The organism is Enterobacter sp. AC1 (assembly GCF_050434705.1).
Classification (GTDB): domain Bacteria; phylum Pseudomonadota; class Gammaproteobacteria; order Enterobacterales; family Enterobacteriaceae; genus Enterobacter; species Enterobacter cloacae_L.
On sequence record NZ_JBNDIZ010000003.1, the window covers coordinates 296,786 to 318,895 of the forward strand.

Annotated in this window: 18 protein-coding genes; 8 read left to right on the top strand and 10 right to left on the bottom strand. The window is 56.7% G+C overall.

Annotated features, from left to right (window positions below):
- Positions 1 to 15 precede the first annotated feature (15 nt).
- Complete coding sequence (locus M2433_RS11175; protein WP_429054343.1) at positions 16 to 1,257, bottom strand: MFS transporter; 1,242 nt, start codon at positions 1,255 to 1,257, stop codon at positions 16 to 18.
- Between the two features lie 238 nt (positions 1,258 to 1,495).
- Here M2433_RS11175 and M2433_RS11180 point away from each other — a divergent pair, with 238 nt between their 5' ends.
- The 3 genes from M2433_RS11180 (at position 1,496) to M2433_RS11190 (ending at position 5,709) form a co-directional block, all read left to right on the top strand.
- Positions 1,496 to 2,503: a LacI family DNA-binding transcriptional regulator gene (locus M2433_RS11180; RefSeq protein WP_429054342.1), complete on the top strand. Its 1,008-nt coding sequence runs from the start codon at positions 1,496 to 1,498 to the stop codon at positions 2,501 to 2,503.
- A gap of 344 nt (positions 2,504 to 2,847) precedes the next feature.
- The gene (locus tag M2433_RS11185) at positions 2,848 to 4,224 is read left to right on the top strand and encodes a diaminobutyrate--2-oxoglutarate transaminase (protein WP_014884533.1); all 1,377 of its coding nucleotides are present in this window, start codon (positions 2,848 to 2,850) and stop codon (positions 4,222 to 4,224) included.
- Between the two features lie 18 nt (positions 4,225 to 4,242).
- Positions 4,243 to 5,709: a pyridoxal phosphate-dependent decarboxylase family protein gene (locus M2433_RS11190; protein WP_429054341.1), complete on the top strand. Its 1,467-nt coding sequence runs from the start codon at positions 4,243 to 4,245 to the stop codon at positions 5,707 to 5,709.
- A 37-nt stretch (positions 5,710 to 5,746) separates the two neighbouring features.
- Here the strand turns inward: M2433_RS11190 and M2433_RS11195 are convergent, their stop codons facing one another.
- Positions 5,747 to 6,262: a protein disulfide oxidoreductase gene (locus M2433_RS11195; protein WP_429054339.1), complete on the bottom strand. Its 516-nt coding sequence runs from the start codon at positions 6,260 to 6,262 to the stop codon at positions 5,747 to 5,749.
- 70 nt (positions 6,263 to 6,332) lie between these two features.
- Positions 6,333 to 7,253, bottom strand: a complete 921-nt coding sequence (locus M2433_RS11200; RefSeq protein ID WP_429054679.1) for a LysR family transcriptional regulator — start codon at positions 7,251 to 7,253, stop codon at positions 6,333 to 6,335.
- Positions 7,254 to 7,375: 122 nt separating this feature from the next.
- Between M2433_RS11200 and M2433_RS11205 the strand changes: the two genes are divergently transcribed.
- Together M2433_RS11205 and M2433_RS11210 are read left to right on the top strand one after the other, a co-directional pair.
- Complete coding sequence (locus M2433_RS11205) at positions 7,376 to 9,154, top strand: adenine deaminase (RefSeq protein WP_429054338.1); 1,779 nt, start codon at positions 7,376 to 7,378, stop codon at positions 9,152 to 9,154.
- Positions 9,155 to 9,174: 20 nt separating this feature from the next.
- Positions 9,175 to 10,518: an NCS2 family permease gene (locus M2433_RS11210; protein WP_429054336.1), complete on the top strand. Its 1,344-nt coding sequence runs from the start codon at positions 9,175 to 9,177 to the stop codon at positions 10,516 to 10,518.
- On the opposite strand, the gene M2433_RS11215 is transcribed toward M2433_RS11210, so the two are convergent.
- From M2433_RS11215 to M2433_RS11225, 3 genes are read right to left on the bottom strand one after another with little or no spacing between them, the layout of a single operon-like run.
- Positions 10,515 to 12,713 (bottom strand): polysaccharide biosynthesis tyrosine autokinase, encoded by a 2,199-nt coding sequence (locus M2433_RS11215; protein ID WP_429054335.1) that lies wholly within the window; start codon positions 12,711 to 12,713, stop codon positions 10,515 to 10,517. The genes M2433_RS11210 and M2433_RS11215 overlap by 4 nt on opposite strands.
- Positions 12,713 to 13,162, bottom strand: a complete 450-nt coding sequence (locus M2433_RS11220; protein WP_429054334.1) for a protein tyrosine phosphatase — start codon at positions 13,160 to 13,162, stop codon at positions 12,713 to 12,715. The genes M2433_RS11215 and M2433_RS11220 overlap by 1 nt, the downstream gene beginning before the upstream one ends.
- Entirely contained in the window at positions 13,162 to 14,301 is a 1,140-nt protein-coding gene (locus tag M2433_RS11225; protein WP_429054333.1) for a polysaccharide export protein, read from the bottom strand. Before M2433_RS11225 ends, M2433_RS11220 begins: the two co-directional genes overlap by 1 nt.
- Positions 14,302 to 14,769: 468 nt before the next feature.
- Between M2433_RS11225 and M2433_RS11230 the strand changes: the two genes are divergently transcribed.
- Together M2433_RS11230 and M2433_RS11235 are read left to right on the top strand one after the other, a co-directional pair.
- Positions 14,770 to 15,102 carry an RcnB family protein gene (locus M2433_RS11230; protein WP_023336316.1) on the top strand — a complete coding sequence of 111 codons (333 nt, stop codon included), beginning with the start codon at positions 14,770 to 14,772 and terminating at the stop codon, positions 15,100 to 15,102.
- On the top strand, positions 15,077 to 15,532 hold the full coding sequence (locus M2433_RS11235) for a GNAT family N-acetyltransferase (RefSeq protein ID WP_429054331.1): 456 nt from the start codon (positions 15,077 to 15,079) through the stop codon (positions 15,530 to 15,532). The genes M2433_RS11230 and M2433_RS11235 overlap by 26 nt, the downstream gene beginning before the upstream one ends.
- A 93-nt stretch (positions 15,533 to 15,625) precedes the next feature.
- On the opposite strand, the gene apbC is transcribed toward M2433_RS11235, so the two are convergent.
- Positions 15,626 to 16,735, bottom strand: a complete 1,110-nt coding sequence (apbC, locus tag M2433_RS11240) for an iron-sulfur cluster carrier protein ApbC (protein ID WP_429054330.1) — start codon at positions 16,733 to 16,735, stop codon at positions 15,626 to 15,628.
- A 137-nt stretch (positions 16,736 to 16,872) separates the two neighbouring features.
- Between apbC and metG the strand changes: the two genes are divergently transcribed.
- Positions 16,873 to 18,906, top strand: coding sequence for a methionine--tRNA ligase (gene metG / locus M2433_RS11245; protein ID WP_047346535.1), 2,034 nt, complete (start codon positions 16,873 to 16,875; stop codon positions 18,904 to 18,906).
- A gap of 110 nt (positions 18,907 to 19,016) precedes the next feature.
- On the opposite strand, the gene M2433_RS11250 is transcribed toward metG, so the two are convergent.
- The 3 genes from M2433_RS11250 to M2433_RS11260 are packed head-to-tail and all read right to left on the bottom strand — an operon-like array spanning position 19,017 to position 21,932.
- The gene (locus M2433_RS11250; RefSeq protein ID WP_193042283.1) at positions 19,017 to 19,487 is read right to left on the bottom strand and encodes a DUF1456 family protein; all 471 of its coding nucleotides are present in this window, start codon (positions 19,485 to 19,487) and stop codon (positions 19,017 to 19,019) included.
- A 46-nt stretch (positions 19,488 to 19,533) separates the two neighbouring features.
- The gene (btsR, locus tag M2433_RS11255) at positions 19,534 to 20,253 is read right to left on the bottom strand and encodes a two-component system response regulator BtsR (RefSeq protein WP_429054328.1); all 720 of its coding nucleotides are present in this window, start codon (positions 20,251 to 20,253) and stop codon (positions 19,534 to 19,536) included.
- Positions 20,247 to 21,932, bottom strand: a complete 1,686-nt coding sequence (locus M2433_RS11260) for a sensor histidine kinase (RefSeq protein WP_024908145.1) — start codon at positions 21,930 to 21,932, stop codon at positions 20,247 to 20,249. The genes btsR and M2433_RS11260 overlap by 7 nt, the downstream gene beginning before the upstream one ends.
- Positions 21,933 to 22,110 lie beyond the last annotated feature (178 nt).

Sequence of the window (22,110 nt, forward strand, 5' to 3'; positions counted from 1 at the left end):
TCTCTACTCTTTCAATCAGATGGTGGAAGGTTGCGTCATGAGCGGGTCAGAAGAGGACTTACCCGAGCGCAACAGGAAGATGGAGATAAACGTGGTGCTGAACACTAATAGCCCCATAATGAGATAGGACTGGGCAAAGCCGTATTTCTCATAGCTGTAACCGGCCAGCGGCGACAGGACCGAGGCAATTACCGAGCTTGTACAGGCAAAGCCCACCAGATAGAGGGTGGAAGAGAGCCGTTTATCAAAATGTAAGCTGTTGTATTTAAAGATTGAGACCAGCAATACGGGCAGTTCAACCGCGTGCAGTAGCTTGGTAATGGAGATCAGTACCGGCCCTTCAACCAGCCCCGATGCCACCATGCGCATTGCCATCACCATGCCCGCGACAATCAGGCCATTCTTCGCGCCAAGGCGATTCACCAGCCATGGCGCGCAGAACATACCCGCCGCCTCAAGGAAAACCTGGAAGGAGTTGAGATAGCCGTACATGGCGTTCCCTTCCTGTAAGGTCGGGAACTGGGAGGAGAAATAGACCGGGAACTGCTGGTCGTAAACGCCATAAATACAGGTGCCGATAACGAAAAACACCAGCGCCCAGAACCGCGGCAGCGTCAGCAGGCGCAAGGCATCTTCCAGCGTGACCTTACCGCCGGACACCGCTTCCTGCATGGCGTGCGGAGCGGAAGAGACCCTGAGACGCGCCAGCAAAACAAAAAACACCAGCCCTGCGCAGCTCGCGACGGCGAAGTTAAGCTTCGGATTAATGTTAAACAGGAGCCCCGCGAAAAAGGTTGCTACCGCCCAGCCAAGCGATCCCCACATCCTCGCCTTGCCGAACTCAAACTGGCTCTGGCGGGCCACGCGCTCGGTATAGGACTCCAGTACCCCTATCCCGCCGTTAAACGTCAGGCCGATATAAATCCCGCCGAAAATACTGCCGAGTAAAACGTTAATCTGCAGCAGATAGCCAAACAGCAAAAAGGCCGGACCAGAAAGAATGAGCAGGCTGGTCAGAAACCAGAGCAGGTTTTTGCGCAGACCGAGTTTGTCCTGAATGAATCCATAGCAGATTTGAGCGAAAAGCGCGGAGACAGAAAGCACGGCATAGATAATGCCGGTATCGCCCGCTTTTAGGCCCACCTCCTGATGAAGCCAGATGGACAGCAAAGAGCCGGAAGAAGACCAGGTGACAAAAAAGAAAAACAGTAATGCGCTCAATAAGGGGTAGCTGTGAGAGTGATGCGTTTTCATCATGACATTCTCATGTTGGAGTAATGGCGCGATGGTAACGTTAACATTAAACATTCCTCATGCGATTTAGATCAGATTCATGATGTTAATCACGAAAGTTAACGTTAACATTACAGAAGTGAGATCGCGATCGACTATTCATCATTGATGTCTGTCTGACACCACTACTGCATACCCTTTCCTTTTACATCAGTCACTTAGTTGTATACTCTTTAACACGTGGCATTAACGGAGTAAGAAAATGGCTTCCCTGAAGGACGTCGCAAAGCTGGCTAACGTATCGCTGATGACCGTCTCACGCGCGCTTAACAGCCCGGAGCGCCTTAAGCCGGAAACGCTGGCGCGCGTACAGCAGGCTATCGAGCAGACCAGCTACGTACCCGATCTTTCCGCCAAGAAAATACGCGGCGCGCATGCCTCACCGAAAACCATCGGCGTGCTGGCGCTTGATACGGTGACGACCCCCTTCTCGGTGGAGATTACGCTGTCCATAGAAGAGACCGCCCGGATGCACGGGTGGAACAGCTTCGTCATGAATATGTTTACCGATGACAACCCGGATGCGATCGTCGATCTGCTGCTCTCCCACCGCCCGGACGGGATTATTTACACCACAATGGGATTACGCCAGGTTCCTCTCCCTGCCAAGCTCCTCACCCTTCCCTGCGTGCTGGCCAACTGCGAAAGCGTCGGTGAACAGGTCGCCAGCTATATCCCTGATGATGAACAGGGGCAGTACGCCGCCGTGCAGGCGTTACTCGCCGAGGGCTATCGACAGCCCCTGTGCCTGCATTTACCGGCGGACCATCTGGCCACAACCCGGCGCCGCCGGGGGCTGGAGCGCGCATGCCGTGAAGCGGGGCTCGACCCGGACAGCCTGGAACACAGCTACATGGCATTCGGGGACGAGCACTATCGCGACATTCCGTCAGCCGTGCGGGCGCGCATTCAGAAAGGCATTCCCCGGTTCGACTCCGTTATCTGCGGCAACGATCGTATCGCATTGATGGTGTACCAGACCCTGCTGGCGCAAGGGCTTCGCATCCCTGAAGATATCGCGGTTATCGGCTATGACAATATGGTGGGCATCGGAGAGCTCTTTCTTCCGCCTCTTTCAACGGTTCAGCTGCCGCATTATGAAATTGGCCGCCTGAGCGCCCTGCATATTATTAACGGTGAAACCCATCGCGAAACCACGCGCGTTGAGAGCCCATTTTTAATGCGTAATTCCGTTGCGCATCCATCATGACCACAACTTTTTGCACCTGTCGCAGAAATAAGCGTGCTAACGAGGCGGTCACCCTCCTTTTCAGTGAGCGAATGGCACGATTTGTCACACTCTTTTTTATGTTTTTACCGTCATAGCAGAAAGCACGTAACAGGCTGTTTTTATTTGCCATAAAGTACAACTTCCTTTCTGAAAACGGGGATAATCCTTCCCCTGCGCCTCGTGTCACAAAACAGTAAACAAATTAACCATTGAGCCCCGTGGCAAAAGGCTCTATATTGGCGGCGTTTTTTTCAGGCCCCCATCTGTTTTTTAACTTTTTATTCAATCGTGGCTCATAACGAAGCGGCGGTTGTAGGAGTGATATGATGACGGATAAAGTCCGTATTGACACCGTAGATGCCCACAAAAGCAACGAAACCTATCTGGCCCGTCAGGCCGAGTTTGAATCTAACGTCAGGAGTTATCCGCGCAAACTGCCTTTAGCCATCACTAAAGCAGAAGGCGTATGGATCACCGATGCAGATAATAAAGAATACCTTGACTGTTTAGCAGGCGCAGGCACCCTTGCGCTTGGCCATAACCATCCTGATGTGCTGAAAAGCATCCAAAATGTCATTACCAGCGGCTTGCCGTTACATACCCTGGATCTGACAACGCCTCTGAAAGACGCGTTTTCCGAATACCTGCTCTCTCTGCTGCCTGGTCAGGGCAAAGAGTACTGCCTGCAGTTCACCGGTCCATCCGGTGCTGACGCCGTTGAAGCGGCGCTGAAGCTGGCGAAAAAAGTGACCGGCCGTAGCGGTATCATCAGCTTCTCTGGTGGTTACCACGGCATGACTCACGGCGCGCTGTCCGTGACCGGCAACCTGTCTCCGAAAGAAGCGGTTGACGGTATGATGCCAGAAGTGCAGTTCATGCCTTACCCGCACGAGTACCGCTGCCCGCTGGGTATCGGTGGCGAAGCGGGCGTGAAAGCGCTGACCTATTACTTCGATAACCTGATTAACGACGTTGAAAGCGGCGTGCGTAAACCTGCTGCCGTCATTCTGGAAGCGGTTCAGGGCGAAGGCGGCGTGAACCCGGCTCCGGCTGAGTGGCTGCAGCGCATCCGTAAAGTGACTCAGGAACACGGCATTCTGCTGATCCTCGACGAAGTTCAGGCTGGCTTTGCCCGTACCGGTAAATTCTTCGCCTTCGAACACGCTGGCATCGAGCCAGACATCATCGTGATGTCTAAAGCTGTCGGTGGCGGTCTGCCGCTGGCCGTGCTCGGTATCAAAAAGCAGTTCGATGCATGGGCGCCAGGTCACCACACCGGTACCTTCCGCGGCAACCAGCTGGCGATGGCAACCGGTCTGACGACGCTGAAAATCCTGAAAGACCAGAACATCGCGGGCAAAGTCGCGGCACAAGGCGAATGGCTGAAAGGCCAGCTGAAAGAGATGGCGAAACGTTATCCGGTTATCGGCCACGTTCGCGGTCTGGGCATGATGATCGGTATCGAGATCGTTAAGCCGCACGAAGCCGCTGACCACATGGGCTGCTTCCCGGGCGACGGCGAGCTGTCTGCACTGATTCAGAAGAAGTGCTTCGAAGCCGGTCTGATTCTGGAGCGCGGTGGCCGTAACGGTATCGTTCTGCGTCTGCTGCCGTCTCTGCTGATCAGCGATGAAGAGCTGAAGATCTTCCTGGATAAATTCGAGCAGGCGCTGCTTGCTGCGGGCGTTCGCCCGGCGTAACCGGAGTTGTTGATTACGATGTCTGATTCAAACCCAATTTTGTTCTCCTCTGCGCAGAGCATTGAAGCTTACCAGCAGGCGATTGAACAAAGCACTCAGGCTGTGATGCAGTGGCTGAAACAGCCTGAGATGTACCAGGGCAAAACGGTCGCGGAACTGCGCGACCGCATTAAGCTGGATTTCAACCCGAAAGGGCTGGGCAACGAAGCGGCGATTGAACGCGCTGTGGAGTTCTTCCTGAAAGACAGCCTGTCCGTTCATCACCCGCAGTGCGTGGCGCACCTGCACTGCCCAAGCCTGGTGGTAAGCCAGGCGGCGGAAGTGCTGATCAACGCCACCAACCAGAGTATGGACTCCTGGGATCAAAGCCCGTCCGCAACCATCATCGAGATCAAACTGATCGAATGGCTGCGTACCCGCGTGGGTTATCAGGCTGGCGACGCCGGTGTCTTCACCAGCGGCGGCACCCAGAGCAACCTGATGGGCCTGATGCTGGCCCGCGATGCGTTCTTCGCGCGTCAGGGCCACTCCGTTCAGCAGGACGGTCTGGTTGGCGATCTGCGTAAAATCCGCGTGCTGTGCTCCGAGAACGCGCACTTCTCCGTGCAGAAGAACATGGCGCTGATGGGTCTGGGCTACCAGTCCGTCGTGCAGGTGAAAACAGACGAATTCTCCCGTATGGATCTGACCGATCTGGCGGCGAAAATTGCGCAGTGCAACGCGAACGGCGAACAGATTCTGGCGATTGTTGCGACGGCAGGTACCACCGACGCCGGTGCTATCGACCCGCTGCGTGCCATTGCAGAACTGGCGGCGAAGCAGAACATCTGGGTACACGTTGATGCGGCCTGGGGCGGCGCACTGCTGATGTCTGAGCAGTATCGTCACTACCTGGACGGCATTGAGCTGGTGGATTCCGTTACCCTGGACTTCCACAAGCAGTTCTTCCAGACCATCAGCTGCGGCGCGTTCCTGCTGAAAGAAGCGCGCCACTATGAGCTGATGCGCTACCAGGCGGCCTACCTGAACTCCGAGTTCGACGAAGAGGCAGGCGTGCCAAACCTGGTGTCCAAATCTCTGCAGACCACCCGCCGTTTCGACGCGCTGAAGCTGTGGATGAGCCTGGAAGCGCTGGGTCAGGAGCAGTACGCGGCGATCATCGATCACGGCGTGACGCTGGCACAGCAGGTTGCGGCTTACGTGAAAGAGCAGCCTGCTCTGGAACTGGTTATGCAGCCACAGCTGGCAAGCGTTCTGTTCCGCTTCCGCGGACAGGTCCAGATGGACGACGCGGGTCTCGCCCTGCTGAACCAGAAAATTGGTGATGCGCTGCTGGAATCCGGCCGTGCAAACGTCGGCGTGACCGAGCATAACGGCGTGACCTGCCTGAAGCTGACGCTGCTGAACCCAACCGTGACGCTGGAGGATATTAAAATCCTGCTGTCGTTGGTTGAGCGCACCGCGCAGGAAGTTCTGGCTAAGTAATACAAAACCCCTCTTCCGCCGGAAGAGGGGTTTATCTTTATACGCCTGCCCACCACATTCTGATTTTTAATCCCCAGTAGCTCGTCCAGCCCGTCGTGGTACTGACAACGTTTCCCTTCGACACAATGACCAGCGTTGGCGTCACGCTTACCTGCCATTCCTGCGACAGCGCGCCGTTTTCATCGTTTATCACCGGCATTTTCAGCTGTTTCTTTTCAACCCAGCGCTCAAGCTTCGCGTTATCACCGGAACGCATGGCAATACTCACCACGTTCCCGCCCTCTTCAGCCAGCTGATTAACCGCAGGCGTCGTGTAGCGGCAAATGCTGCACCAGGTGGCCCAGACGTAAATCAGCAGCGGGCGCTCCTGGCTGAGCGCCGCGATATCGTGCCTTTTGCCGTCAATGCTCTGCATTGGAGTTGCGCTAAAGCTGGCGGGCAGCGTCGGCTTGCGGTACCGATCCACGCCCCATACCACGACCAGCGTCAGCAGAACGAGAATGATCCCTTCCCGCGCCCAGCGGCGCAGTCGACTCATTTTGCGGTTGTCCATTGTGACCTCTTGATTTAACGGAGGTCATCTTAGCGGGCTGCGCGCCGCCGCGCTGTAAAGAAGTGTCGCGTTACTTCGTGCGTAAGGTGTCGACCATCAGCGTAAAGCAGGATTCAATGAGCGGGGGAAGCGCCTGCGGGGCACGCATCAGCGCCACCGTGCGGGACAGGGCCGGCTGCTGAAGATGAACCACCTTAAGCTGCGGATCCTGCAGATGGGTGGTATAAAGCTGCGGTAAGATCGCCACGGCCAGTTTCGAACGCACCAGGCCGTAAAGCGTCTCGATGTAGTCCAGCTGATAGCGCGTCTGCAGCGAGAGACGATGGCTTTCGGCAAGCGCATTGACCAGCCGCTGGATGTTGCCTTTGGAGAAGACGGCAATATCCCGGCCCACCAGCTGTTTCCAGGGCACGTGCGCCGACGCGGCCAGCGGATCGTCGCAGTGGAACACCGCCACAAACGGATCCTCCTGCAGCGGGAACACGTCCAGCTCTTCGGGTACCGAGCTGTCCAGCGCCCCGATACCAAAGTCAATCTGCCCTTTCAGAAGCTGCGCCACCAGCGCGTCGTTGGTTTGATCGTGAAACTCCACCCGGAGGCGTGGGAAAGCCTGGGCAAGCGTCTGCGGCAGCAGCGGAAACAGCAGCGAGCTGACGGAAGGCACCAGGCCAATACGCACCGTGCCGTCGCCGCCGGCCTGCACAATCTGCTGCATATCATCAAACGCAAGCTGCGCCACGCTGAGCACCCGCTGCGCGTGTGGCAAAATGGCATTCCCCAGCTCGGTCAGCGTGACTGCCGACGCGGTACGGTTAACCAGCTTGCCGCCAAGTACCGTTTCGATTTGCCGCAGGGCGCTGCTGAGCGCAGGCTGGCTGATGGCAAGTTTACTGGCAGTTTCCGTAAAATGACGCAGCTGCGCCAGGGTGACAAAATACTGTAGCTGCCGAAGGGAGAGCGCAGGCAAGCGCTGCCAGGGTTCCGTCATGATTATCCATTACACGCGTCAAAGAATAAGCCGGGGTTATCGGGCGATAAATTTTATCAGCTGGGCAAACGTTTGCCGGGTGCATAGAGTAACGTCAATATTTCAATGCTGGAACTGTTAATTGCATGACTGCCGAAACCCGACGCCGCGCCGTTCAGGCCGCACGAGGCGAAACGCCGTTTGACCTGCTGCTTACCCATACCCGGATTGTCGATATGGCAACCGGTGAGATCCGCGAGGCGGATGTGGGTATCGTCGGCTCGCTTATCGCCAGCGTCCACCCGCGCGGCAGCCGTGACGATGCGCTTGAGACCCACGACCTGAACAACCAGTTCCTCTCGCCGGGCCTTATGGATACGCACGTTCACCTTGAAAGCTCGCACCTGCTGCCCGCGCGCTACGCGGAGATCGTGCTGGCCCAGGGCACCACGGCGGTCTTCTGGGATCCACACGAGCTGGCAAACGTGCTCGGGATGAATGGCGTCCGTTTTGCGATTGAGGCCAGCCGCAACCTGCCGCTGCAGGTGATGGTCGCGGCGCCCTCGAGCGTGCCTTCCACACCGGGGCTGGAGATGTCCGGCGCGGACTTTGCAGGCGAAGAGATGAATACCCTGCTCGGCTGGCCGGAGGTGCGCGGCGTGGCGGAGGTGATGGATATGCACGGGGTGCTGAACGGCAGCCAGCGTATGCTGGCAATCCTGCAGGCCGGCCTGGAAAGCGGGAAGCTCATTGAAGGCCACGCGCGTGGACTCAGCGGCGCCGATTTACAGGCGTATCTGGCGGCGGGCGTCACCTCTGACCATGAGCTCACCTCCGCCGAGGACGCGCTGGAAAAATTGCGCGCCGGGCTGACGCTGGAGATCCGCGGTTCGCATCCCTATCTGCTGCCCGAGATTGTCAGCGCCCTGAAAACGCTGCCGCATCTCTCGTCGCAAATCACGGTCTGCACCGATGACGTGCCGCCTGACGTGCTGCTGGAAAAAGGCGGTATTATCGCCCTGCTCAACCTGCTGATTGAGCACGGTCTTCCGGCGACGGACGCGCTGCGGTTTGCCACCCTGAATGCCTCCCTTCGCCTGCAGCGCAACGACCTCGGGCTGATTGCCGCCGGTCGACGCGCGGACCTGGTGGTGTTCGACTCCCTGGAAAAACTGACGGCTCGCCGGGTGTACGTCGCCGGAAAATGCATTGCCCGCGACGGGGTGATGATCGAGCCCATCGTTGACACACCGCTGGCGCTGCCGCGTGATACCGTGCGCCTGTCGCCCCTGGCCGCCAGAGATTTTTCCATGCGCATCGATAACGCGAAACACGGCGTTGCGCGCCTGCGCCATATCAGCGGCGCGCGTTTTACCCGCTGGGGCGAAACTGACGCCCGGGTTCGTCACGGACGCGTAGAAATACCGGCTGGCTTTAGCCTGATCTGGGTTCAGCACCGCCACGCGCGCCATGCGGCAACGCCGCAAATCGCGCTGCTGGAAGGCTGGGGAGAGCTGCGGGGAGCCATTGCCACCAGCTACTCTCACGACTCGCACAATCTGGTAGTGCTGGGCCGCGATCCCGACGATATGGCGCTGGCCGCCAACACGCTGATCGAGAGCGGCGGCGGCATGGCGCTGGTCCAAAACGGTCGCGTTATCGCCCATGTTGCGATGCCGATCGCGGGCATGCTGTCAGAACTTCCCCCTGCCGAGCTGGCCCGCCAGTTCAAGGAATTACGCGATCGCAGCAGCCAGATTGCCGACTGGGAGCCGCCGTACCGTGTCTTCAAAGCCATTGAAGGAACCTGTCTTGCGTGTAACGCCGGGCCGCATCTGACCGATCTTGGACTGACCGACGGCAGCACGCGTCAGATTGTCAATCCGCTGATTTCTTACCGGGAAACCCCGGACACCACACAATGATACCGAAGGAGAGCCGGATAATGGCCGACAACACCGTGAATTCGCCAGCACCAGGGAGCTGGATTGAACGTCGTTTTGCACTGCATACGCGCGGCAGCACCGTGCGTACCGAGTGTCTGGCAGGCCTTACCGGTTTTCTCGCCGCCGCCTATTTGCTGGTGGTCATCCCGGGGCTGCTGGCCGTGGGCGGGATGGATAAAGGGGCGGCGACCACGGGCACGATTTTAGTGTTCGTGGCCGGTACGCTGCTGATGGCGTTTTACGCCAACCTGCCGTTTATTGTCGGGCCGGGCATTGGTGGCTCGGTGCTGGTCGGGGTAACGCTGGCAGGGAGTGAAGGCATCGGCTGGCAAATCGGCCTGGGCATTGCCTGCTGGTCGGGGATTTTGTTCTTCCTTCTCACCCGCTTTGGCCTGCGTGAAGTCGTGACCCGCTCCGTACCGCAGTCTATCAAGCTGGGGCTAACGGCCTCTATCGGTCTGTTTGTCGCCATACTCGGCTTCCGCAATGCCGGGTTAGTGCTGGCCAACGCGAAAACCAACGCGCTGATGCTGGGGGATTTCCTGTCACCCGGCGCGCTGGTGGCGCTCGCTGGCCTGTTTCTGGCTATTGCCCTGCAGGCGCGTCGTATTCCGGGTGCCATTTTGTGGGCGATTTTGTTTGCTACCCTCGTGGGCATTCCGATGGGGGTCACAAAACTTCCCGCCAGCTTCATCGACATGCCCCACTCGCTCGCGCCGGTGCTGGGCCACATCGACATGCTGGGCGCACTGAATATTGCCTTCCTGCCGTTCCTGTTTGTCTTCTTTGCCTCGGAGTTTTTCTCCACCATGGGCACCACGCTTGCAGTTGGCGGCGAAGCCGGGCTGCTGGATGAAGAGGGCAATATGGCCAATATCAATCGTCCGTTTATGGTGGATTCCATTGCCGCCGCGCTCGGCCCGTGGGTCGGCATTCCTGCCGCCACGGCGCTGATTGAATCCTCGGCGGCCGCGGAAGCGGGCGGGAAAACCGGTATGACGGCGCTGGCTGCCGCGTTCATGTTTCTGCTGATGCTGCTGTTTACCCCCGTTGCGCTGATGATCCCGAAAGAAGCCACTGCGCCCGCCCTGATCCTGATCGGTCTGAACATGTTCAGCGGCCTGCGTAAGGTGGATCTGGCGAACTTCACCGACGGGTTGCCGGTGCTGATGATGGCGATGATTACGCTTATTGCCAACAGCTTCGGGACAGGTATTGCAGGGGGACTACTGTTTTACGTTGTGATTAAAGCGATTGCTGGAAAATGGCGAGAAATCCCTGTTGGGCTTTGGATCCTCGCCATCCCGCTGGTCTATTACTTTGCCACGCTGGTGAAGCATTAATCCTTGCGCTGTTGCCGTGTCGGGCTTTGACCATACTCGTAATGGCCATAGCCCGCGCGGTAATAAAGCGCGGCCGATTTCACCACGTCATTCAGCACGGTACCGTTGATACGCGCGCCCGTTTGTTGCAGACGCTTGATGCTGTTTTCCATCTCTTTCAGACTGGTCTTATCAGAGCGGGCAACCAGTATTACGGTTGCCGCCACCCGGGCGGCCACTGCGGAATCGGTAACGGCGAGCACCGGCGGCGTATCCAGGATCACGAGGTCATAGTGTTCATCCGCCCATGCCATTACCGCCCTGAAGCGTTCGCTCATCAGCAGTTCTACCGGCCGCAGCGGAACCGGCCCGCAGGTCAGTACATCAATGTTGCCTTTTTCATAGTGCTGAATGGCCTCCTGACACTCGCACTGCCCCTCCAGTACGCCGGACAGTCCGGTGTGGTTCTTCAGGGCAAACACGTTGTGGACATATCCCTCGCGCATATCTGCATCGATGAATAACACCCTGAGCCCGGCCTGTGCCTCAATCGCGGCCAGCGAGGTGCTGACAAGCGTTTTTCCGCAGTCCTGCGTGGGGCCTGAAATCATGACGATCCGGTTAGCGGCTTCCTGCAGCGTGAAATGCAGGCTGGTGCGCAGCCCCCGTACGGCCTCGACGAAAATATCCGCAGGCTGGTCAACGGGCAGAAAGGGCACATCGGTGATCCTGTGTTTCCAGCGCGTGCCAAACGCCCGTCTTCTGCGCAGGTTAGTTTTTTTCCACAGCCACACCGAACGCGGCAAGGTAGCCATCACCTGGACGCCCAGCCCTTCAAGCTCCTCAGAGGTGTTGATGCCGCGTCGCAGCGCAATGCGGACCAGCACCAGACCCACCGAGCACATGAGCCCCAGCAGGATGCCAGCGAGGATAATCAGCGGCTTTCGTGGCTTAATGGGGTCGGGTTGCGTGACCGCGCTGTCGATGATGCGCACGTTGCCGATGGCGCTGGAACGAGAAATGCTCAGCTCCTGCTGGCGGGTAAGAAGCTGCAGGTAAATGGTGCGCCCGGACTCCACGTCCCGACTGAGGCGCAAGATGTCCTGTTGGGTGGAGGGCATGGCTGAAATACGCTGATTCAGGCGGACCTTTTCCTGCTCCAGCGTCTGTCGTTTTTCACGCAGTGCGCGATAGTTCGGGTGCTCTTTCTTAAACAGCTGCGAGATTTCCGCTTCACGAAACGTCAGCTCGTTAAGCTGGTTTTCAACATTCACGATCTGCTCGAGAGCCGATTTCGCTTCAAGCGAGAGGTCGACCGAATCCCGCTGTTTGCGATACTGGTTCAGACGCTCTTCGGCCAAATCCAGATCGCTTCTGATTTTGGGTAACTGCTGCTGCAAAAAGGCAAGGCTGCGGGAATCCTGCGCCTCCTGGCGGGCAATGTTCTGCTGCAGATAAATGTGGGCAATTCGGTTGAGGACAGTCGCAATATGCTCAGGATCGCTACCGGTCAAGGTTAACGTCAGCACGCCGCTCTGCCTGGCAGACTCCGCCACGTTGAATTGTGTACTCAGGTCGTTAATCGCCTCCAGCCGGGTCCTGGTCTGGAGCGTAAACCGCGTGCCTGGTGAGGCATTAAGCGCCTTGACCAGCAGGGAAACCCCCTCCTTTTCAAGCGCTATGCCTTCCCTGCCCTCGGCGTAAAAATTGTCCCCCTCCAGCCGGTACGCGCCATTTTCCAGCACGGTAAGCACAAGAGAGCGTGGTTTGCCCTCGACCGGAGAGAGCTGAAGCCAGCTCAAGGTTATGGTGGCGGGCTTATGGTCCTGCAAACGCGCCCACAGGCGTCCCACAACAGGGAGAGTTCGCTCTGTCACATGCTGGGTTAAGCCCAGTGCGTCTACCGTGGCGCCCAGGACCATGCGCGATTTCAGCAGGAGAATTTCGGGCTCAACATCGGGAGACAGTTCACTGCTGAACTGGCTTAAGTTCTTAAGCAGGCTGTTATCCTGTTTTCCTTCTACCTGGATTAGGGCATCAGCGCGATAAACGGGAGTAGCCAAAAAGGCATACAGCCCCGCAAGCAGAGTGAAAACGAGCGTCATCGTTAAAATAACTGCACGGTGATCGAGCATCTCGCCGAGGAGACGGACGAGATCAATTTCGTGATTTTCAGGTGCTGCTGCACCGTAACTGTCTGTGTTATATGACGACATTAACGCTTAATTCCTTTTTGACTCAACCGATGCGCCCATTCCTGACTGGCTTTGCCCAACAGCCCGAAAACATAGTCAAATGCTTCACGGCTCTTGCGATAGGGATCGGGGATGTCCTGCGGCTCAAGCCATTGTCCAAAGAGCAGTGATTTGCCGCGAATTTCCGGGGCCATGGCAGAGATAAAGCGAAGATGGGCAGGCTCCATCACCAGAATAAGATCCGATTCCCGCATCAGTTGCGGGGTCAGCCTGCGCGCGCGATGCCCTTCGAGTGAGATCCCGTGTCGCCGGGCTACCTCCCGGGCAACGACATCCGCCGGGCTTCCCTCCTGCCCAAATATGCCTGCCGACGTTATCCGCTTTCCCGGTATCCGCTGGCGCAGCAGCCGCTCTCCTATCGGTGAACGGCAAATATTTCCCGTGCATACCACTAAGATGGAGTCGAACATTATTGCGGCCACCGTCTGATGTAACGAACCGTTTCGGTCAGGTCATGAACGCCAGTGATGGTCGGTACAAGCTGAGTGATGACGCGGTTCCAGCGCGACAGCGGTGCCGTGGTGACATAGACAATGTCGTAGGGTTCAAGCTGAAATTCGGTGCCAAGCACCATCGCGGAGGCATCCCGGGCGTTAAGCTGATAGATGTTGGCGATTTTTCCGGCCTTACTGTCTTTTCTGACAGAACGAATGACGAAAATGCCCGTCGCATCGGCCATGTCCTGATTTAAGCCGCCCGCATTGCTTAGCGCTTCTGCAAGGGTCATCCCGCTCCTGTCCATCTTCAGCGTGCTCTGCTTGATTACTTCGCCCATCACGAAGACTTTCAGCGCGTCATTACGCGGCACAAACAGGATGTCGCCGGGATAAAGCAGCTTATTCTGCGTCAGGTCACCGTGCTGCATCAGCGCGTAAAGAGAGAGGCGCGAATCTTTCCCCTCGTGAGTGAGTACCACATTGCGCCAGTCAGCGTCGGCAGATAGCCCACCCGCCGCGTTGACGGCGTCCATTACGGTCAGGGGGATATTGGTAATCGCCTGCTGGCCAGATTTGGCAACCTCTCCGGTGACATAGGCTTTTTGTGAGCGAAATGCCGCCACGCTGACATCCACCTGCGGGCTTTCGATGACGCTATCCAGGCGTGCGGCAATCTCTTCCCTGACTTCAGAGACCGTTTTCCCTGCAACAGGGAGTTTGCCTACATAGGGATAAAAGAGCGTACCGTCCGCATTCACCCAATTACCGGTGTCGCTGGCGCTGCGATACTGACCTGCCGGGGTCGTCAGTTCAGGGTGATCCCAGACGGTGACGGTTAAAATATCCCCGGTTCCGATACGGTATTCCCAGTTTCTGATCTGCTCATCCAGCTTCGGATTTGGCTGAGATTTCGCGATGGCAGGACGCAGCTTCTCTATCAGTGAAGGGGTAAGAGGATAAAGATCCACGCGCTTATCTAAATTAGTATTGTCATCTCCGGACGCGATAATATTTTTTCCCGATGAGCTTAATGTTTGCCCAGGAGAAAATACGCAGCCCGTTAACAGACTTATCGCTAAGAATATTACAGATAATATCGTTGTGTTTTTCATTAGAATAAATTTATCATTCATGGTCGCAACAAACGCGCAACAGGCAACCCATAAGAATCACCCACTTTTTCAATGCACTGCATTTAAAGCAATTAAATAAAAACACACATCATCGAATGATGCATGGAAATTACTGAAAGACCGGAACGATGTAAAATATGAATTAACCCGCCCCGCTTTTTAAGTTTAAATCGGCTTTTAATAAAATGCATGTATTTCGAGTCAAAAAATGATAGTAAAGCTGTATTTTCAGATTTGATTAAAAAAAACATTACTGTGCTGAATTAGTCTTAGCAAATAACATTCATAAATAAAATAGTATTAACCGTTTGCACTACCCAAAATCGTCCACTTTTGTTACATTTTTTTTCGAACAGACTCTGTTGTGATACTTAAAATAGGCTGCCTGCCATAGCATCAACACAACAGCAGGCTGAGAGTATCTGTAACGATATCACTGGAGAAAAAATGGCTAAGCGTAAATTGCTGCTACTGGGTGTATTACTGTCTCTGGCGGGATCCGCATTTGCTGCCCCGCAAACGGCCGCGGCGCCGTCCGGCATCAAAGCCTATGAGGAACAAGAGTTCATCGCGGATTTTACAAAGTTTAAAATTGGCGACACTGCGCCAGCACAGTATCAAACGCCTGAGTACACCATCAAACAGTACCAGCTGCGTAACCTTCCGGCCCCGGATGCGGGAACGCACTGGACGTATATGGGCGAAAACTACGTCCTGATTGGCGATGCAGACGGCAAAATCTACAAAGCCTACAATGGAGATATCTTCTATCATCGCTGATACCCTCCTGGTTCGTCCCTGGCAGGAAAGTGACCGCCCTTTCCTGCGCACGCTCTTCCTCCACGCCCGGCGCGAAGCCTGGCCCTGGCTGGACAGTTCAGACTGGCAGCTTGAAGATTTTGATGCGGCAACCCGTGACGAAGTGATCTGGGTTGCTGTTCAGGACGGCCATCGTCTGGGTTTTGCCTCCGTCTGGGCAAACGATAATTTTCTGCACAGCCTGTTTGTTGACCCGCAGTATCAAAGCCTCGGGGTCGGGCATGTGCTCCTGGAACATGTGCAGAAGACGTTTACCAGTACGGGTTCGCTTAAGTGTCTGGTGAAGAATGCGCGGGCTATCGCGTTTTACCAGCGGCACGGCTGGCACATTGAGGCGACGGGGGATTCTCCGGAGGGAGAGTACTATCTGATGCATTATCGGCTTGGGTAAAGTCAGGTGGCGCTTCGCTTACCTGACCTACAAAACCGTATTTCACAGGCCGGGTAAGGCGAAGCCGCCACCCGGCAATCCAGCGTTGGAGATTTACACCGCGCGGAACGCGATTTCCCCCGGGATGATTTCGCCCTGCCAGTAGAGCTGCGCCGCAACGCGCCCCGCCAGCTGACGATACATTTCGGCAAATTCGCTGTCCGGACGGTTGACCACCGTCGGCTTTCCGCTGTCCAGATCTTCACGCAGGGTAATGTGCAGCGGCATCTGACCCAGCAGCTGGGTGTGATACTTCGCGGCCAGTTTTTCTGCCCCACCGGTACCGAAGATAGGCTCGTGGTGACCGCAGTTGCTGCAGATGTGCATGCTCATGTTCTCCACGATACCGAGCACCGGCACTTCCACCTTCTCGAACATCACGATGCCTTTTTTGGCGTCGATCAGCGCAATATCCTGCGGGGTCGTCACGACAACCGCGCCCGTGACCGGGATATTTTGCGCCAGCGTCAGCTGAATATCACCGGTACCCGGCGGCATGTCCAGCACCAGATAATCCAGATCCGGCCACATCGTCTCCTGCAGCATCTGCAGCAGCGCCTTGCTGGCCATTGGGCCGCGCCAGACCATGGCGTTATCGTCAGTCACCAGGTAACCGATGGAGTTGGTGGCCAGACCGTGAGCCATAATCGGCGCCATGTGGGTGCCGTCCGGCGAGGTTGGGCGCTGGTTTTCCGCGCCCAGCATGTTCGGAATAGACGGGCCGTAGATATCGGCATCAAGAATACCGACCTTTGCCCCTTCCGCCGCCAGCGCCAGCGCCAGGTTGACGGCCGTTGAGGATTTACCCACCCCACCCTTGCCCGAACTGACGGCAATGATGTTTTTCACGCCGTTAATGCCCGGCTGGTTTTTCACACGCTTCAGCGTGGCGATGCTGTGGCTCAGCTTCCAGTCAATCGCCTTCGCGCCGGTAATGCGCAGCAGCTCAGAGCTGGTTTGCTCTTTCAGCGCGTCAAAGGCGCTGGTCCAGACGAACGGCATCTGCAGCTCAACGTGCAGCGTATCGTCCAGCCAGGCAACGTGGTGTAACGCTTTCAGCGTAGTGAGATTGTGCTTCAGGGTTGGATGCTGAAAGTTAGCCAGCGTCCCGGCGACCATTGCTCGTAAGGCTTCCGGTGATTTGGCCTGGGATTGAGAACTCATCCCGACTCCTTTGTTCTTGTGAATAAGACCTTAGGAGATCAAGTTTACCTGAAAGGCCGTGGTTTGTGCTTACTTAATAATGCCCCTTTTGGTAATATCAAAAACCCTTTTCACAGTTAAAAGAAGTAATGCCTACTATGACTCAAGTCGCGAAGAAAATTCTGGTAACGTGCGCACTGCCGTACGCCAACGGCTCAATCCACCTCGGCCACATGCTGGAGCATATCCAGGCTGATGTCTGGGTCCGTTACCAGCGAATGCGCGGCCACGAGGTTAACTTCATCTGCGCGGACGATGCCCACGGCACGCCGATCATGCTGAAAGCACAGCAGCTGGGGATTTCCCCGGAGCAGATGATTGCCGAAATGAGTCAGGAGCATCAGACCGATTTCGCTGGCTTTGACATCAGCTATGACAACTATCACTCCACGCACAGCGACGAGAACCGCGAGCTGTCGGAGCTGATCTACACCCGTCTCAAAGAGAACGGTTTTATTAAAAACCGCACCATCTCTCAGCTGTACGATCCGGAAAAAGGCATGTTCCTGCCGGACCGTTTCGTCAAAGGCACCTGCCCGAAATGTAAATCCCCGGACCAGTACGGCGATAACTGCGAAGTGTGCGGCGCGACCTACAGCCCGACCGAGCTTATCGAGCCGAAGTCCGTGGTATCCGGTGCAACGCCTGTGATGCGTGACTCCGAGCACTTCTTCTTCGATCTGCCGTCGTTTAGCGAAATGCTGCAGGCGTGGACTCGCAGCGGCGCGCTGCAGGAGCAGGTGGCGAACAAAATGCAGGAGTGGTTCGAATCCGGTCTGCAGCAGTGGGATATCTCCCGCGATGCGCCGTACTTCGGCTTTGAAATCCCGAACGCGCCGGGCAAATATTTCTACGTCTGGCTGGACGCGCCAATCGGCTATATGGGCTCCTTCAAGAACCTGTGCGACAAGCGTGGCGACACTGTCAGCTTCGACGAATACTGGAAGAAAGATTCCACGGCCGAGCTGTATCACTTCATCGGTAAAGACATCGTTTACTTCCACAGCCTGTTCTGGCCGGCCATGCTGGAAGGCAGCAACTTCCGCAAGCCAACCAACCTGTTCGTGCACGGTTACGTGACGGTCAACGGCGCGAAGATGTCCAAGTCTCGCGGGACGTTCATTAAGGCCAGCACCTGGCTGAACCACTTCGACGCGGACAGCCTGCGCTATTACTACACCGCGAAGCTCTCTTCCCGCATCGACGATATCGACCTGAACCTGGAAGATTTCGTGCAGCGCGTGAACGCCGACATCGTCAACAAGGTAGTGAACCTGGCCTCCCGTAACGCAGGCTTTATCGCCAAGCGTTTTGACGGCGTGATGGCGGCCGAGCTGGCTGACCCTGCCCTGTACAAAACCTTTACCGACGCGGCGGCGACCATTGGCGAAGCCTGGGAAACCCGTGAGTTCGGTAAAGCCGTGCGCGAAATCATGGCGCTGGCCGACCTGGCGAACCGCTACGTGGACGAGCAGGCACCGTGGGTGGTGGCGAAACAGGAAGGTCGCGATGCCGATCTGCAGGCCATCTGCTCTATGGGCATCAACCTGTTCCGCGTGCTGATGACCTACCTGAAGCCGGTTCTGCCGCAGCTGGCAGCCCGTGCTGAAGCGTTCCTGAACACCGAACTGACCTGGGATGCCATGGCGCAGCCGCTGCTCGGCCACAAGGTGAACACCTTTAAAGCGCTGTACAACCGTATCGAGATGAAGCAGGTTGAAGCCCTGGTGGAAGCCTCTAAGGAAGAGGTGAAGGCGGCTGCGGCACCGGTTACCGGCCCGCTGGCAGACGACCCGATTCAGGAAACCATTACCTTTGACGATTTCGCCAAAGTCGACCTGCGCGTGGCGCTGATCGAAAACGCGGAATTCGTGGAGGGTTCTGACAAACTGCTGCGCCTGACGCTGGATCTGGGCGGCGAGAAGCGTAACGTCTTCTCCGGCATCCGTTCTGCGTATCCGGACCCGCAGGTGCTGATTGGTCGTCAGACCGTAATGGTCGCCAACCTGGCACCGCGCAAAATGCGCTTCGGCATCTCTGAGGGGATGGTGATGGCCGCGGGCCCTGGCGGGAAAGATATCTTCCTGTTAAGCCCTGACGAAGGCGCTAAGCCTGGCCAGCAGGTGAAGTAATAAAAAAGCCGGAGAGTGTCTCCGGCTTTTTTTTGCCCGGCGGCGCTACGCTTGCACGGGCCTACGGGTTTTGTAAGCCGGGTAAGGCGAAGCCGCCACCCGGCTAAAAATCACCCCTTCGGATGATGCACCCGGTGGGTCAGCCCGCGCAGGAAATTACGCAGGAACTGGTCGCCGCACTCGCGGTAATTTTTGTGGTCCGGCGCGCGCATCATGGCGGTCACTTCCGGTACGGATACGCGGTATTTTTGCTCCGTCATAATCGCCACGATATCGTCCGTTTTCAGCGAGAACGCGATGCGCAGCTTTTTCAGCACCGTGTTGTTGTTCACCCGACGCTCCAGCGCCAGCTCTGGCGCGGCCGGATCTTTGCCACGCTTATCGTAAATCAGGCCGTTCAGGAAACCCGACAGAATGATGTCAGGGCAGCGAACAAAGCCCTCTTCGTCTTCTTTGGTCATCCAGGTGTCGAAACCGGCCGACGTGGACTCCATGTCCGACAGCGCAAGAATGCGCACCATGTCGTTATTGTTTGCTTTCAGGGTGTAGCGCAGGCTACGAAGAATATCGTTACTTAGCATAGAGCCTTCGAATGTCGATGATGCAATGGCGCGCAGTGTACCAGTTTTACAGCCCAATCGCCTCTTTCAAACTCTTCAGGTAGCGGCGGCTGACCGGGACGGTTTGCCCCGCGCGCAGCACCAGCTCGGCCTGGCCGTTATCTTCCAGGCGGATCTCCTTCAGGTGCGCCATATTGACCAGATACTGACGATGACAGCGAATCAGCGGCGTGCGGCTCTCCAGTGTGCGCAGGGTCAGCTCGGTGAACCCTTCGTTTCCTTCCGCGCTGGTGACAAATACGCCGCTCAGGCGGCTGCTGACAAACGCCACGTCATCCATCTGCAGGAGGTAAATCCGGCTGTGCCCGGTGCACGGAATGAACTTCAGCGGCTGCTGGTTTTCCGGCAGCAGCGTAACGTCCTGTGCGGTTCGCTCCTGGCGTAGGCGGGCGAGCGTTTTTTCCAGACGCTTCTCTTCAATCGGCTTGAGTAAATAGTCAAACGCGTGCTCCTCAAAGGCCTTAACGGCATATTCATCAAACGCCGTCAGAAACACGATGTAGGGGCGATGCTCCGGGTCGAGCATGCCAACCATCTCCAGCCCGCTGATTCGGGGCATCTGAATGTCGAGGAACAGCACGTCCGGGCGGAGCTTGTGAACCGCGCCAATGGCCTCAATGGCGTTCGCACACTCTCCCACAATCTCTATATCAGACTGCTCCTGCAGCAGAACGCGCAGGTTTTCCCGTGCCAGCGGCTCGTCATCCACAATCAGCACTCTTAACATGCGTTTTCCTCCAGCGGCAGTCGTACGGTAATACGGGTAAATCGGTCTGGCTCACAGGCGACGGTAATGCCGCAGTCATCGCCAAAATGGGCGCGCAGGCGTTTATCCACCAGGCTCATCCCTAAACCGCCGGAGGCGGAAGGCTGATATAGCCCGGCATTATCTTCAATATCCAGCACCAGATGGTGGTTGAAACGGCTGGCGGCAATGGTTATCTCCCCTGTTCCGAGAAGCTGTGACGTGCCGTGCTTAATGGCGTTTTCGACAATAGGCTGCAGGGTAAAGGCCGGGAGATGCTGATACGCCAGCTCGTCCGGAACGGAGAGCGACACCTGCAGGCGCGACTGGAAACGCGCCTGCTCAATCTGGAGATACGCATTCACGTGCTCAATCTCGTCGGCGAGGGTGACGATCTCCGACGGCCGCTTCAGGTTTTTGCGGAAAAAGGTCGACAGAAACTGCACCAGCTGCGCGGCCTGATCGCTGTCGCGGCGAATCACCGCTTTAAGCGTATTAAGGGCATTGAACAGGAAATGCGGGTTGACCTGGGCATGCAGCAGCTTAATCTCCGACTGCGTCAGGAGCGCTTTTTGCCGTTCGTACTGCCCGGCGAGAATTTGCGCTGACAGCAGCTGGGCGATCCCCTCCCCCAGCGTGCGGTTGATCGAGCTGAACAGACGATTTTTTGCCTCATACAGCTTGATGGTGCCCATCACCCGCTGATTTTCCCCGCGTAGCGGAATCACCAGCGTGGAGCCCAGCTTGCACTGCGGATGCAGCGAACAGCGGTAAGGCACTTCGTTACCGTCGGCATACACCACCTCGCCGGTTTCAATGGCGCGCAGCGTATAGGCTGAAGAGATGGGTTTACCCGGCAGATGGTGATCGTCCCCGGTGCCGGTAAAGGCCAGCAGCCGCTCGCGGTCAGTTATTGCCACCGCGCCGATGTCCAGCTCCTTGTAGAGCACCTGCGCGACCTTCATGCTGTTCTCTTCGTTAAACCCCTGGCGCAGGATCCCTTCGGTCGACGCGGCAACCTTCAGCGCCGTGGCGGAAAAGGCCGAGGTGTACTTCTCAAACATGGCACGCTTGTCGAGCAGAATACGCATAAAAAGCGCCGCCCCCACGGTGTTGGTCACCATCATCGGGGCGGCAATACTGCTGACGAGGTGCAGCGCATCTTCAAACGGACGGGCAATCAGCAGAATGATCGCCATCTGCGCCATTTCGGCCACAAAGGTGATCGCCCCGGCGGTAAGCGGACTAAAAACTTTATCCGGCCGGCCGCGCTTAATCATGTAGCTGTGGACCAGCCCGCCGAGCAGCCCTTCCACGATCGTCGAGATCATACAGCTCAGCGCCGTCATCCCGCCCATGGAATAGCGATGCAGCCCTCCGGTTAAGCCGACGAGGCCACCGACGACGGGACCGCCGAGCAGCCCGCCCATCACCGCGCCGATAGCGCGCGTATTGGCAATAGAGTCTTCGATATGGAGACCAAAATAGGTCCCCATGATGCAGAAAATGGAGAAGGTAACGTAGCAGAGCAGCTTATGCGGCAGACGTACGGTGACCTGCATCAGCGGGATAAACAGGCGCGTTTTACTCATCAACCAGGCAATGACAAGAAACACGCACATCTGCTGAAGCAACAGCAGCACCAGATTAAACTCGTACATACTCAAAACCGCACACGCTAAAAACGCGTAACATACACGGATGCGGCTCAACTTTCTTTGAAGCATCCCAAAAAAGCGCAAAATCGTGTCCGTTATCACACCTTTTTCAGAACATCGCATACGCTTCGCATTATTTGTGCAAAAAACAATCAATTCTTCCTGGTTCAGCAAAGTGGGT